A 12,546-nucleotide genomic window follows, 5' to 3' on the forward strand; every position below is an offset into this window, starting at 1 on the left:
CACCCTAAGAATGATTATCTTTTTTCATCTGAAAATAAGTGTCTAAAACACGGCGTCCAATTTTCAGATTCGCCCGATTGTCTTTTTTGCCTTGGTAAGCCCATGGTACAATAACTGCCATTGCAATTTCTGGATTCGAACTAGGAGCATAACTTACCAAGCTAAGGTTCATCACTGGGGGTGGTTCTTTCCCAAATCGGTACCGTTCAGGTCCGTCGTAAAACGCTTCTGCTGTTCCTGTTTTACCGGCAGGAGAGTAGGGGGCATTGCCGAAAAATTTATAAGCTGTTCCGCCCCTTTCTTGCATAACCTTCTTAAAACCTAATTTGACGCGATACAGCCAATTTGATTTCATATCAATTGTATTTAGGACCGTAGGGGTGATTTCTTTTACAACATGACCAAGTTCTCGTGTTCCCTCCTTTGGTTCGAGCATTTGTTTGGCGACATGGGGCTGCATTCGGTATCCGCCATTTGCGATGGTGGAAACATACTGTGCTAACTGCATGGCTGAATAGGTATCATATTGTCCAATCACAAGGTCTAGCAAATATCCTGGGAGATAACTCTGACCCTTAAATCCAGATTGCTCATTCGGTAAATCAATCCCGGTTCTTGTTCCGAGACCGAACGAAGCAAATGAGTCTCGAATGGAATCGAAAGCCTTTGGACTTATATTTAAAGGTTGATCGTACTCATAATGTCCTTTTCCAATTCGTATTGCTGTATGGAACATATAAACGTTGGAAGATAATTTTAGGGCATTAATTTCATTTAATCTTCCTAAGTAGGCATAGGATTTTTTTAAAGGAGTGGCCCGGATTTTTAAACCAGCATCATCAAACACTGTACCTGGTGCAATAGCGCCTGTTTTATATCCAGTCAAAATAGTAGCTCCTTTGACAGTAGAACCAACGTTATAGGTGGTAGTAAATGTACCGAGAGCGTCATCTTCCATTTCTACTCTGCCTGTTTTGTTATTTCTAACTATTTTTTTGCCAGACATGGCTAAGACTTCGCCAGTTTTTGGGTTCATTAAAACCACGTATGCTCGGTCAGTTAGATAGGTTCCCGGATATCTTTTCGCCGCCCAAAGTTCTTCTTCAATGATGCGATCAATCTTCCTTTGCAAATCCATATCAATACTTAAGACAAGGTCTTTTCCTTTCTTACCATTTGATACGGGGTGGTTTTCAATCACATTTCCTGTTTTATCGGTTACATTTTTTATTTTTGATTTGTATCCATGTAAAACATTTTCATATTGCCACTCAAGTTGACTTTTTCCCACTCTGTCATTGCGACTGTAATCCCTTGCTAAAAAATACTCCAATTGCTCTGCAGGCAATCCTTCATCAGATTTAGTAACTTTTCCTAACACAGACTTTAAGGTTCCATTGAAAGCATAGCATCTTTCCCAGTCCGTGGTTGTATCCACGCCAGGAAGTGATTGCAGATTCTCGCTAACAACGGCCAATTCTTGCGCAGTAACATCCTCATTTTTTATGATTTGGGTTGTAAACTTATAGCCGCTGTTAAACTCTTTAAATAGTGCAATAACCTCAAGTTTTTCTTTAGTCAATTCCTTTAATTCATCAGTTGTGATGCGCTCTAATTTATATTTATAAATATCATTATCTGTTAATTTCTTTGCATAATATAGGTCCATTTCTTTTTTTGAGATTTTAGCATTCGCGCGTTCTGGATTCGTCATAATCCAGAAATCACGTTTATCCCTTTCTGTCACCTTGTTTGTTTTTTTCGAAATCAGTTTTGCTAATTTTTCAGCTGTTTCGAGCATAACTTCTTGGCTAAATCCTTCATTGGTGTAGGAAATGGCACTTTTAGGGACATTATCAACGATTATTCTGTAATCTCGGTCAAGGATTCGTCCTCTTGGAACAGGACTACTAATTGTGATATCTTCTTTTCTGGCTAAATCTCTTTTGAAATTTTCGCCATAAACAATTTGCACAAAACCAAGCCGGAGGATTAGTACGGAAAATAAGAAAAAAACACTGAAAAATAGTATATTCAAACGAATAGGGAAGTGGGACTTATTTTTTTTCTGCTTTTCCAATTTCCTGCACATCCTTTTTACATAACCAATATAAATTACATATATATACTGCCCATTTGTATATAGCAGTATGATAATTATTCCAATTCATTCTGAAGTGTAAATAAAATTCGACATGTTTCTGGAATAGTGAATTTTTTGTCAATAAATAATATTCTAATTTTTGCCCAAATTTTTAATTTTACTTTATAATCAAAAAGGGATGTTGTTGATTCTTAAACAAACATCTTTAGAAACGAGAGATTGATAGGAGGTCTAGTTTATGGAACAGAAAGTCATGGATCCAGTTGTACTTAGGGCATTAGGGCAATTTAAGGCTTTGGATGAAAAAATTACTCATTTTTCAAGTATCATTGGTTTAGCAGACTGGGATCAAAAAGTCATGGCACCAAAAAAAGGGAGAAGTATCTTTGCCAAGGCAACGGGGACCCTTCGGACCGAAATTTTTAAGCTTTCTGTTTCTGAGGAAATGGGAGAACTGCTAGCGGAGCTAACACTTCCTGATAACTTGGCATTTTTAGATGAAGTGACAAGAGCGAAAGTTAGAGAATATAAAGAGTACTACCAAAAATCAAAGAGCATTCCTGCCGACCTATTTCAGGAATATAGCATCTTAACGGCTCAAGCAAATGATGCTTGGGAAGAGGCAAGGGAAAATAACGATTTTGCCCGCTTCCTTCCGTACTTAGAAAAAATAGTTGATTATAAGCGAAAATTCGCGGATATCTATGGGTATGAGGACCATCCATACGATGCTCTCTTGGATGAGTTTGAACCTGGTTTAACGGTGAAAAAACTCGATCCGCTGTTCGCAAAATTAAGAGATACTAGTGTTAATCTACTGGAACGCATTCAACAAAATGGAAAGCGGACACAGGCAGAAATTTTTGAACAGTCGTTTTCCATTGAAAAGCAAAAAGAATTTAACCGCTATATTTTGCCTATAATAGGCTTTGACCTTGAAGCGGGCAGATTGGATGAAACGGTCCATCCTTTTGCACAAACCGTTAATACAGGTGACGTACGATTAACAACTCGTTACCTAGAAGGAAATGTCCGTTCTGCATTATTTGGTACCATCCATGAGGCAGGACATGGGATCTATGAGCAGCACGTCAATCCACAGTTTGAGGAATCAGTTCTTCAAAGTGGAGCATCCTTCGGGATCCATGAATCTCAATCAAGATTTTTAGAAAATATGGTCGGCCGCAGTAAGCAGTTCTGGAAGTATTTTTACCCGAAACTTCAAGAGTATTTTCCAAAGCAGCTCGAAAATATAACTGTTGAGGAATTTTATCGTGCTGTAAATACGGTGCAGCCATCATTTATCCGTGTTGAGGCCGATGAATTAACCTATAATTTGCATATCATGCTTCGGTATGAAATTGAAAAAGCCTTAATTAGCGGAGAGGTTGAAGCTAAGGATCTACCTGTAGTCTGGAATCAAAAAATGCAAGATTATCTCGGTGTAACACCTAGTTCCGACACGGTTGGCGTATTACAGGATGTTCATTGGTCATTTGGAGGAATCGGTTATTTTCCGTCCTATTCATTAGGGAATCTCTATGCAGCTCAAATTCTCCGTACGATTCAAAAAGACCTTCCAGATTTTTACAAACATATTGAAAATGGACGTTTTGATCTTATCCAAGAATGGTTAAAAGGAAAGATCCATCAATACGGGAAGCTGTATAGACCGAACGAATTGATTGTAAAGGTTACTGGGGAAGAATTAAACACGGAATATCTTGTTGAATATCTTGAAAAAAAATACACTGAAGTTTACGGATTGTAAACTGTAAAACTGTGTGATATTTAGCTATTAAACTCTAAAACATTGACATTTTCCTTGCATTATAATAAACTATTAGTAATTAAATATTTCCTTTTTAAAGGGGAGTAGCTGCTACAATAGAGTCGTCATTCCGAGTATTAATTACTCCGGCTTTATTGGCAACATTTACGTTGTTAGCAAGACCTTTACTTTACTGTAAAGGTCTTTTTGTGTTCTTTTAGGCCTTTACTGTAATCGGTAAAGGCCTATTTTTATGGCGTAAGGGAGTATTTTTTGAAAAAAATCAACTTTAAGGAGGAAATATTCATGGATTTAGCTCTTTTACTGGAATACGGCTGGGTGTTAATAATCTTGGTGGCATTAGAAGGTCTCTTAGCCGCAGACAACGCGCTAGTACTCGCGATTATGGTGAAACAATTACCTGAAGATGAACGTAAGAAGGCATTATTTTACGGTTTGGCAGGTGCCTTTGTGTTCCGCTTTGCTTCCTTATTTGTGATTTCGTTTCTTGTGGATGTGTGGCAAGTTCAAGCCATTGGTGCTCTTTATTTGCTGTTCATGGCAGGTAATCATATTTTCCGCAAGGTGGTCATTAAAGGGAAGGAGGAAGATAAAGAGGAGAGGGCAGGGGCAAAAAAGAGCAACTTTTGGGTGACTGTATTAAAAGTTGAAGTGGCCGACATTGCGTTTGCCGTTGATTCGATCCTTGCTGCTGTCGCAATGGCCGTTGCCCTGCCAAACACACCGCTTCCAAATATCGGTGGTCTGGATGGTGGTAAATTTTTAGTAATCTTTGCTGGAGGGGTAATTGGTTTAATTATTATGCGCTTTGCAGCGAATCAGTTTGTGAATTTATTGGAAAAAAGACCAGGTTTAGAAATTGCTGCATTTACAATTGTGGGCTGGGTTGGAGTGAAGCTTGCCGTCTACACGTTATCACATCCTATGTTAGCGATTTTAAGTGAAGATTTTGCGCATTCAACAGTTTGGAAAGTAACCTTTTATGTTGTATTAGTAGGTATCGCCGCAGCCGGCTGGTTTTTCTCAAAAGATAAAAGCGTAGAACCAGTGCGAGAAGAACCCAAGACACTATAATTATTTTTCACCTTCATAGGAAAGGCGGACTCAACCAAAGCTGCCTTTCTTATGGCTTTTTTACATACCATTGTAAGGTTAAAAGTTGTAGAAGTTGAAACAATGAGCAACCTATAAAGTATAATCAAAAATCCAATTTTCTAGAGAGGTTTGTATTGATGAAATTAAAAACATATCTTATAATCGCCTTTAGCCTGAGTGTTGTTTCCATTATTGGCTTTAGTCTGATATCCTTATTAATAAGTGACCAAAAAATCATTCATTTTGATCGTATCGTAATCGACGCTGTTCAAGATATGGAAACACCGTTTCTTACATCTGTAATGAAATTCTTTACGTTTATTGGTTCGGCTCCATTTGTCATTGTTCTTAGCCTTTTTCTTTTACTTTTTCTCTATAAAGTGCTCCATCATCGCTTAGAATTAATCTTATTTGTAGCGGCCATTGTGGGTTCAGCGATATTAAATGGAATTTTAAAGAATTTTTTTCAACGCGTACGCCCTGAGTTTCATCGCTTAATTGAAATTGAAGGTTTTAGTTTCCCAAGCGGTCATGCAATGAATGCTTTTACGGTCTATGGAATTATTACCTTCTTATTATGGCGGCATATTACAAGTGCGTTAGGAAGATGGGCACTAATCTTTGTAAGCATGGTGATGATTTTAGCCATTGGCATCAGTCGAATCTATTTAGGTGTCCATTATCCCAGTGATATCATTGGTGGATATTTTGCAAGCGCCTTTTGGATTACAACAGCTATTATATTTTTCCAGTATTATCAGGTTAAGCGTTATAATAAAAGACAACGACGTGAAAAGAATATTGCCTAAATTTCCTATCTAGTATGGAGTGATACATATTATCAGAAACAGTATTCCTAATTTATTTACCATTTCTAATTTGTTTTTCGGATATTTATCCATCATGTATTCCGCCCAGGGGGATTACAAAAATGCTGCCATTTTAATATTAATAGGGATGATGCTCGACAGTATGGATGGCAGGATTGCACGAATGTTACGAGTGGATAGTGAGTTGGGGAAAGAGTTAGATTCGTTAGCAGATGTGGTAACTTTTGGTGTTGCACCGGCAATGATGGCTTATTATTCCTATTTCTCAGAGTTTGGTGTGGCAGGGATGGCCATTTCAGGATTATTTCCTTTATTCGGAGCCTACCGATTAGCCCGGTTTAATATTAATGCTGTTAAATCTTCAAATCATTATTTTACCGGTGTTCCCATCACTGCAGGGGGAGGATTACTAACACTGCTTACCTTATTCCAAGGTAAAATGCCAGAGTTCATTTTGCCCATTGCCTTTTTTATCATCTGTTATTTAATGGTGAGCACGATAAAAATTCCAAGCTTGAAAGATGTCCCATTACCCAAATACGGAATTATCGTCACGCTTTTCCTAGGGTATGCGATATACCTCGTCTTCAAAAAAGAGCAGCATCGCTTTCCGTATTTCATCTATGTGGCAATCCCGCTGTACATAGCTTTTATCATTTTCCAATTAGTAAGAAGAAAGAGAAAAAGTAATGGTGGAATAAAAAAATAAGAACAAAAAAAGGGTGTCAGATACCATGTGAATTCTTCACATGGTGCCTGACACCTTTTTATATTAGATAAGAAAGTATAAAATTTAACTTTGAGAATTGTCCAGCTCCAGCGCCCTAACGGCTAGTGTCCTTCGCTCTCCGCCCTACGATAAGTCAACATCGAATCGCCTCCGGCTCTTCGTGTTTCCTTTATCTCAGTTGGAGCGCTCCAGGCCATACGCCGCTGACCAGGGCGCTTACGCTTTTCTTAATTACATTCCGAAAGACATAACCCAGATTGAACCAGCAACGGTTACGAAGGCGATGAAGAATCCGTAAGCGACGTTGATGATTTGGGATTTGCCGTCTTCTCCTTCGTTCATATGCATGAACATATATAGCTGAAGGGCAGCCTGGATTACAGCTAAAGAGCCGATAATCCAGAGTATTGTTTTAAATGGAAGATTGGTTTTCAGTGCTACGCCAAGTGCGGCGAAGGTTAGTACTAATGACATAATAAAACCTAACACATGCGTAAGTGGAAATCCTTTTGTATTTTTAGCCATTTATGCCACCATCCTTGCTAAATACACAAATGTGAAAATGAAAATCCAGACAACATCTAAAAAGTGCCAATATAGACCGATGATAAAAGTTTTACGAGCAGTAACAGGTGTTAAACCTCGTTTTAGTATTTGGATAATAACCATAGTCGCCCAGCCAATACCCATACTCACGTGCAGACCGTGTGTTCCAAGTAATACAAAGAAGCTAGATAGGAAAGCACTTGTTTGCATGGTAGCTCCTTCATGAACATAATGGATAAATTCTGTGATCTCCATGAACACGAACCCAGCACCAAGGAGAAGGGTAATGATAAACCATAACAATAATCCATTCCGGTTATGACGGCGCATCTCATAAATGGCAAGACCGCAAGTAAAACTACTAGTTAATAAAAGGATCGTTTCGACCATAACATCTTTTATTTCAAAAAGGTCCTTTGGAGTTGGACCTCCAGCATATCTCGCACTAAGGACAGAAAATACCGCAAAGAGAGTCCCAAAGAGAATAATCTCCGCTCCTAGGAAAATCCAGAAACCGAGAATATTCATTCGGTTCTGTTCTGTTTGATATTCGAGTGGTAAGGCAGTGTTTACATTAGCTGACATGGCTGTTCCCCCCTTTGTCGACGTTACGCCATGCTTTTTCCGTTTCCTTTATTTCGTCAACATGAACATGGAAACCATCGTTGTAATCGAATGAACGAATTATTAACCCAATAAGTATTCCAACAGTGGCTACAAGAGCCGCAATTTTCCATTCAAAGACTAGGAAGAAACCAGCAATGCCAAAGATTACGCCCATATAGATTGGTAAGCCGGAATTACTAGGCATATGGATTTCTTCAATTTCTTCGTCTTTCAACGTCAATCCTTCGTTATTCTTTTTCATATACCAGAAGCTATCAACAGATTTCACTTCAGGCAATTTCGCAAAATTATAGAATGGAGGAGGTGAAGCAGTTGCCCACTCTAGCGTTCTTGCATCCCATGGATCGTTTGAAATATTACGGTCTGCATAGCGTGCACTCCAATAAATGTTATAGCAAAGTGCGCCAAAGCCGATTGCTAAGATAACTGCACCAATAGTAGATAATAGGAATAATGGTGCATAGCCAGATTCAGCAGAATAAGTGTACGAACGACGCACCGCACCATCTAATCCTAGGAAGAACATTGGCATAAACGTTAAGTTAAATCCAATGGTAAAAAACCAAAAATGTATTTTACCAATTTTCTCATTGAGCATATGGCCGAACATTTTTGGCCACCAGTAATAAAGTCCAGCAAATACCGCAAACACAACACCAGGAATTAACACATAGTGGAAGTGAGCGACAAGGAATAGGGTGTTGTGGTATTGGTAATCGGCCGCACCCATTGCGAGCATAACACCAGTTACACCACCGATGATAAAGCATGGAATGAATGCAAGTGCCCAAAGCATCGCAGTGGAAAACTCAATTCGACCTTTTCTCATCGTGAATAACCAGTTAAACATTTTGACACCCGTTGGAATAGCAATCATCATCGTCGTAATGGAGAAAACGGAGTTAACCCCTGGTCCAGCTCCCATTGTAAAGAAGTGGTGGACCCAAACGAGCATACTTAAAAACGCAATACCAACAATCGAGAAAACCATTGATTTATAGCCAAAAAGCATTTTTCTTGAAAATGTTGAAATAACTTCAGAGAACATTCCAAATGCGGGTAGGACAACGATATATACCTCAGGGTGACCCCATAACCAGAAAAGGTTAGCCCACATCATATCCATACCGCCACCCGCTAAGGTGAAGAAATGTGTTCCAAAGATCCGGTCAAACGTCATTAATGCAAGTGCAACCGTGAAAATTGGGAATGAAGCAACAATAATCACCGAAGCAATGAATGAAGTCCAAGTAAACATTGGCATTCTCATCAGTGTCATGCCTTTAGTTCTCATTTTTAAGATAGTGACAATAAAATTTATACCCGTCATCAGGGTACCAATCCCAGCAATTTGCAGGGCAATCGCATAATAGTTATTCCCGATCCCAGGAGTAAATTCTTTACCTGCAAGAGGGAAGTATGCAGTCCAACCAGCATCTGGAGAACCACCGACAACAAACGAAATATTAAACAGCATCGCACCACTAAAGAACAGCCAGAAGCTTAACGCGTTAAGTTGTGGGAATGCGACGTCACGAGCACCGATTTGCAGTGGGATTACCACGTTCATTAAGCCAATTAATAATGGCATTGCTGCAAACAAAATCATAATGACACCGTGTGTAGTGAAAATTTCATTGTAATGTTGTGCATCTAAAAATTTCATTTCTGGACGTGAGGTTTGAGCCTTCATTAAGAGGCCGTCCACACCGCCACGGAAAAACATTAATACACCAGAGAGGATATACATAATCCCAATTCGTTTATGATCAACGGTTGTTAACCATTCTCTCCAGAGCCATTTCCATTTTTTTAAATAGGTAACTCCAGCCACAATTCCGATCATTGTTAAGAGAATAGCAATCTGGGAACCTAGTATTAATGGGTTGCCAACAATAAAAAAGTCATGCCAATTAATGTTCATTGTGCTCACCTCCATCTGATTTCTCACTCTTGTCCATGCTTTCCATACCTTCCATGTCCATAGAATGACTATTTGTTTCTTTCTCTTTGAAAATCTTTCCTTTTACGCCATGTACTTCATACAATTCAGGATTTGTATAAGTTTTAGAATTCATATCCGCATGGTTTACCCAGGCAAGATGTGTTCCAATAAATGTTTCACGTCCTAAGTGTGTAGGCTTAAGAAGTTGATTGTATTTCTTTTCTGTTAACTTAGGAGCAGTTTCTTTAACTTCTTTTACCCATTTTTCAAAGGCTTGGGGGGATTTTGCTTCAACCGTAAATTCCATTTCAGCATAGCCCTTACCGTTAAAGTTTGTATTTCTTCCTAAAAATTCACCAGGCTTGTCAGCTGTAAGGTACAGCTCTGTCTCCATCTTGTTCATGGTATACTTTTGACCGCCTAAAGCAGGAACCCAGAATGACTGCATTGTACCTGCAGAAGTTAACTTAAACTGCACAGGTGTGCCAGCAGGAATATTCACGTAGTTCACAGTTTCAATCCCTTGTTCAGGGTAGCTAAAAATCCACTTCCAATCGGCAGAAGTCACATTAATGGTAATTGGTTTTTTATTTTCATATCCAGCAGGTACTTTTTCTAACTTATAGATTGTATTAACAGTAGGAATCGTTAAAGCAATGACAATAAGAATAGGAATGACAGTCCAAATTATTTCTAATTTTGTGCTTCCATGTTCTTCAGGTGGTTCGTAATCTGCATTTTCAGGCTTAGCCCGATATTTCCAGATAATATATCCAAATAAACCAAAAACAACGACAACCACTAGCAACATAAAAATAAGTGACCAGTTAATTAAATCTAGAATGTCACGTGCGGCAGGTCCTTTTGGATCAAAGACGACCATATTCGTACATCCGCTTAAAAGCATAGTTGGTACTAAAGCTAACAGTGGAATTAAGTAGCTTTTTTTAAACATGAATTTTTCTCCCTTCCAAATGTTCACTTTTACGATTATAATCGTGAAACCTTTCACAAACAAGACTGAATTACTTCTTTTTTTGCTTCCATGCACTGATTAAGCCTAATTTAAATTAGTTATTATTTAATAGTAATTAGTCCGTTAGTCTTTTCTAAAACCTATATTAACAATAATGCTGTGATGTTTATACACGTTTTTCGATTAATTTGTGACAAATTTGTTAAGGTTTTAAAATTCCTATCGAGGAAAAGAATGTATGTAAATTTTTACCTGGTAAATTAAGTATTTTTAGTTCAAAACTAATCATTGTCTATTTTTGCAAAAAAGTGGGATAATACGTAGGAATACATAGATGAGGAGAGCCAAAAATGAAGGTAAAAGTGAATCGTAATGCAGCAAAAGCTTTGAAAAAAATGTTAGAACAAGAAGAAGCACAAGGAAAACTTTTTCGTGTATATGTCACAAGTATTCATGGTGACCATGCCCATTATGATTTAAAGCTTGATACACCAACAGAAAATGATGTTGTCGTCACAAGCGATAAAGAAATTGATTTCATTATTGATAAAAATGACCCAAACCTAAATAGTATTTGGATTCAATATTTCCAATTACCGAAAGAAGAGTGGCTGATTACTAACCCAACCATGGGCGTCCATCACCATCATTAATAGCACCACATTAAAACGCTTGTCTTTGACAGGCGTTTTTTTATTATTGTTATTTTCTTAAAACTTGAAATAATTAGTAATTATTTCATATAATCAATTACCATGAACAATGTAAGTAATTTCATACTAATAAAAGGAGTGTGCATATGATTTAATCACAAAACAAGTTTACCCTTCTACAATCATAGAAGGGAAATCATTTGCAAAAAGTCTTTATGATATTGGAGATAAACACTCTAGTCAGTTCTATTTTCGAGGGTAAGATAAATGAAGTAGTCCATTATTAATTTGTGAATGTATTAAATGAGCCTGTGTTGGTTCAGGTAGGTCAATTACTCGTTCAAAATCACCATATTCGCGTTCTCTCTTCATTTCCATTTCTAATGGTAAAACAGGTTTTATTCTGCCATTAATTTTTAAATGATTATTTGAAATTAAGCTAAGCGAAACATCTTCTGGATTTACCCCAGGTATTTCAAAAATAATAAAGTTATAATAATCATTTTGGTATAAGTCAAATTTTGGATTAAGCGATACTTCTCTAAAAAATTCATCTGGTTGTTTTTGCTTTAGTACGCTAGACCAAAAATTGCTCTCTCTATACTCGTTAGTAATCTCTAGCCATTTTCTCATTTTTTCTATATCCATATTGCTGCTCCTTTAAATTTGATTAGCTATAGGCATAGAAGGGTTAGCTATTTGATCCTGATCACTAATATCTGTATCTATATTGCCTGAGTACATTAAAGAAGTAGCTGGTGATAAATCACCTAAAGAGAAATTTGCTCCCACAAATTTACTATTTGCAGTATGGCTGTTATGCACAGTAGGACCGATATCAACATTCCCGTTTTGGGTGGCTCCATTTATCTTGAAATTTAAAATATTTATTTGATATGGCATATCAGATAACTCCTATAATTTTAGATTGGTGGTACAGGTTGAAATGGTGTATTGATATTAGTAGAATCAGTAGTTCCAATAGAGGTTTGATCATTTACGTCTGGATCATTTAACAGGTTTTCCATCATTGCCTCAGTTGGTGAAGTATCTCCATATGAAGCATTAATTCCTTGTAATTTACTATTGGCTGTGGGACTGTTATGAGATGCTTCCCCTATAGTTATGGAGCCATTGCCCGAAATACTGTTTATTTTTAGATAATATAAATTGATAACAACCGATGGCATCATTAAACACCTTTCTATTCTTGGCTTATGGGTACTATATGCAATAGAGTGCCTATAG

13 protein-coding genes are annotated in these 12,546 nt (G+C 37.6%); 5 read left to right on the top strand and 8 right to left on the bottom strand.

Features of this window, described 5'->3' with window-relative positions; all coding sequences use genetic code 11:
* Positions 1-4: 4 nt before the first annotated feature.
* The gene (locus AC4QJR_RS11025) at positions 5-2,080 is read right to left on the bottom strand and encodes a peptidoglycan D,D-transpeptidase FtsI family protein (protein ID WP_496526196.1); all 2,076 of its coding nucleotides are present in this window, start codon (positions 2,078-2,080) and stop codon (positions 5-7) included.
* A gap of 262 nt (positions 2,081-2,342) precedes the next feature.
* Here AC4QJR_RS11025 and AC4QJR_RS11030 point away from each other — a divergent pair, with 262 nt between their 5' ends.
* From AC4QJR_RS11030 to pssA, 4 genes are all read left to right on the top strand, one after another.
* The gene (locus AC4QJR_RS11030; RefSeq protein WP_496526197.1) at positions 2,343-3,875 is read left to right on the top strand and encodes a carboxypeptidase M32; all 1,533 of its coding nucleotides are present in this window, start codon (positions 2,343-2,345) and stop codon (positions 3,873-3,875) included.
* 306 nt (positions 3,876-4,181) lie between these two features.
* A complete protein-coding gene (locus AC4QJR_RS11035; protein ID WP_496526198.1) occupies positions 4,182-4,970 on the top strand; it encodes a TerC family protein in 789 nt (262 codons plus the stop codon).
* Positions 4,971-5,128: 158 nt separating this feature from the next.
* The gene (locus tag AC4QJR_RS11040) at positions 5,129-5,800 is read left to right on the top strand and encodes a phosphatase PAP2 family protein (RefSeq protein ID WP_496526199.1); all 672 of its coding nucleotides are present in this window, start codon (positions 5,129-5,131) and stop codon (positions 5,798-5,800) included.
* A 19-nt stretch (positions 5,801-5,819) separates the two neighbouring features.
* Entirely contained in the window at positions 5,820-6,530 is a 711-nt protein-coding gene (gene pssA, locus AC4QJR_RS11045; RefSeq protein WP_180230176.1) for a CDP-diacylglycerol--serine O-phosphatidyltransferase, read from the top strand.
* 252 nt (positions 6,531-6,782) lie between these two features.
* Here pssA and qoxD read toward each other — a convergent pair whose 3' ends face one another.
* Genes qoxD through qoxA form a run of 4 tightly spaced genes read right to left on the bottom strand, consistent with a single transcriptional unit; the run spans position 6,783 to position 10,624 of the window.
* Positions 6,783-7,076 carry a cytochrome aa3 quinol oxidase subunit IV gene (qoxD, locus tag AC4QJR_RS11050; RefSeq protein ID WP_098575300.1) on the bottom strand — a complete coding sequence of 98 codons (294 nt, stop codon included), beginning with the start codon at positions 7,074-7,076 and terminating at the stop codon, positions 6,783-6,785.
* Complete coding sequence (gene qoxC, locus AC4QJR_RS11055; protein WP_026566947.1) at positions 7,077-7,682, bottom strand: cytochrome aa3 quinol oxidase subunit III; 606 nt, start codon at positions 7,680-7,682, stop codon at positions 7,077-7,079.
* Positions 7,672-9,648 carry a cytochrome aa3 quinol oxidase subunit I gene (gene qoxB / locus AC4QJR_RS11060; protein WP_098575301.1) on the bottom strand — a complete coding sequence of 659 codons (1,977 nt, stop codon included), beginning with the start codon at positions 9,646-9,648 and terminating at the stop codon, positions 7,672-7,674. The genes qoxC and qoxB overlap by 11 nt, the downstream gene beginning before the upstream one ends.
* Positions 9,638-10,624, bottom strand: coding sequence for a cytochrome aa3 quinol oxidase subunit II (qoxA, locus tag AC4QJR_RS11065; RefSeq protein ID WP_098575507.1), 987 nt, complete (start codon positions 10,622-10,624; stop codon positions 9,638-9,640). Before qoxA ends, qoxB begins: the two co-directional genes overlap by 11 nt.
* A gap of 371 nt (positions 10,625-10,995) precedes the next feature.
* Between qoxA and AC4QJR_RS11070 the strand changes: the two genes are divergently transcribed.
* Positions 10,996-11,298 carry a heme biosynthesis protein HemY gene (locus AC4QJR_RS11070; RefSeq protein ID WP_098575302.1) on the top strand — a complete coding sequence of 101 codons (303 nt, stop codon included), beginning with the start codon at positions 10,996-10,998 and terminating at the stop codon, positions 11,296-11,298.
* 246 nt (positions 11,299-11,544) lie between these two features.
* Here the strand turns inward: AC4QJR_RS11070 and AC4QJR_RS11075 are convergent, their stop codons facing one another.
* Genes AC4QJR_RS11075 through AC4QJR_RS11085 form a run of 3 tightly spaced genes read right to left on the bottom strand, consistent with a single transcriptional unit; the run spans position 11,545 to position 12,488 of the window.
* Positions 11,545-11,946 carry an Hsp20/alpha crystallin family protein gene (locus AC4QJR_RS11075; RefSeq protein ID WP_496526200.1) on the bottom strand — a complete coding sequence of 134 codons (402 nt, stop codon included), beginning with the start codon at positions 11,944-11,946 and terminating at the stop codon, positions 11,545-11,547.
* Positions 11,947-11,958: 12 nt separating this feature from the next.
* Positions 11,959-12,201, bottom strand: a complete 243-nt coding sequence (locus AC4QJR_RS11080; RefSeq protein ID WP_496526201.1) for a spore germination protein — start codon at positions 12,199-12,201, stop codon at positions 11,959-11,961.
* Positions 12,202-12,221: 20 nt separating this feature from the next.
* On the bottom strand, positions 12,222-12,488 hold the full coding sequence (locus AC4QJR_RS11085) for a spore germination protein (RefSeq protein WP_496526658.1): 267 nt from the start codon (positions 12,486-12,488) through the stop codon (positions 12,222-12,224).
* Positions 12,489-12,546: the final 58 nt, after the last annotated feature.

The organism is Neobacillus sp. BP17, from assembly GCF_059579525.1.

Bases quoted from the DNA above. Each gene is read 5' to 3' on its own strand.
- AC4QJR_RS11030 (WP_496526197.1), top strand. From the start codon at position 2,343: ATGGAACAGAAAGTCATGGATCCAGTTGTACTTAGGGCATTAGGGCAA.
- AC4QJR_RS11035 (WP_496526198.1), top strand. From the start codon at position 4,182: ATGGATTTAGCTCTTTTACTGGAATACGGCTGGGTGTTAATAATCTTG.
- AC4QJR_RS11040 (WP_496526199.1), top strand. From the start codon at position 5,129: ATGAAATTAAAAACATATCTTATAATCGCCTTTAGCCTGAGTGTTGTT.
- qoxD (WP_098575300.1), bottom strand. From the start codon at position 7,076: ATGGCTAAAAATACAAAAGGATTTCCACTTACGCATGTGTTAGGTTTT.
- qoxC (WP_026566947.1), bottom strand. From the start codon at position 7,682: ATGTCAGCTAATGTAAACACTGCCTTACCACTCGAATATCAAACAGAA.
- qoxB (WP_098575301.1), bottom strand. From the start codon at position 9,648: ATGAACATTAATTGGCATGACTTTTTTATTGTTGGCAACCCATTAATA.
- qoxA (WP_098575507.1), bottom strand. From the start codon at position 10,624: ATGTTTAAAAAAAGCTACTTAATTCCACTGTTAGCTTTAGTACCAACT.
- AC4QJR_RS11070 (WP_098575302.1), top strand. From the start codon at position 10,996: ATGAAGGTAAAAGTGAATCGTAATGCAGCAAAAGCTTTGAAAAAAATG.
- AC4QJR_RS11075 (WP_496526200.1), bottom strand. From the start codon at position 11,946: ATGGATATAGAAAAAATGAGAAAATGGCTAGAGATTACTAACGAGTAT.
- AC4QJR_RS11080 (WP_496526201.1), bottom strand. From the start codon at position 12,201: ATGCCATATCAAATAAATATTTTAAATTTCAAGATAAATGGAGCCACC.
- AC4QJR_RS11085 (WP_496526658.1), bottom strand. From the start codon at position 12,488: ATGCCATCGGTTGTTATCAATTTATATTATCTAAAAATAAACAGTATT.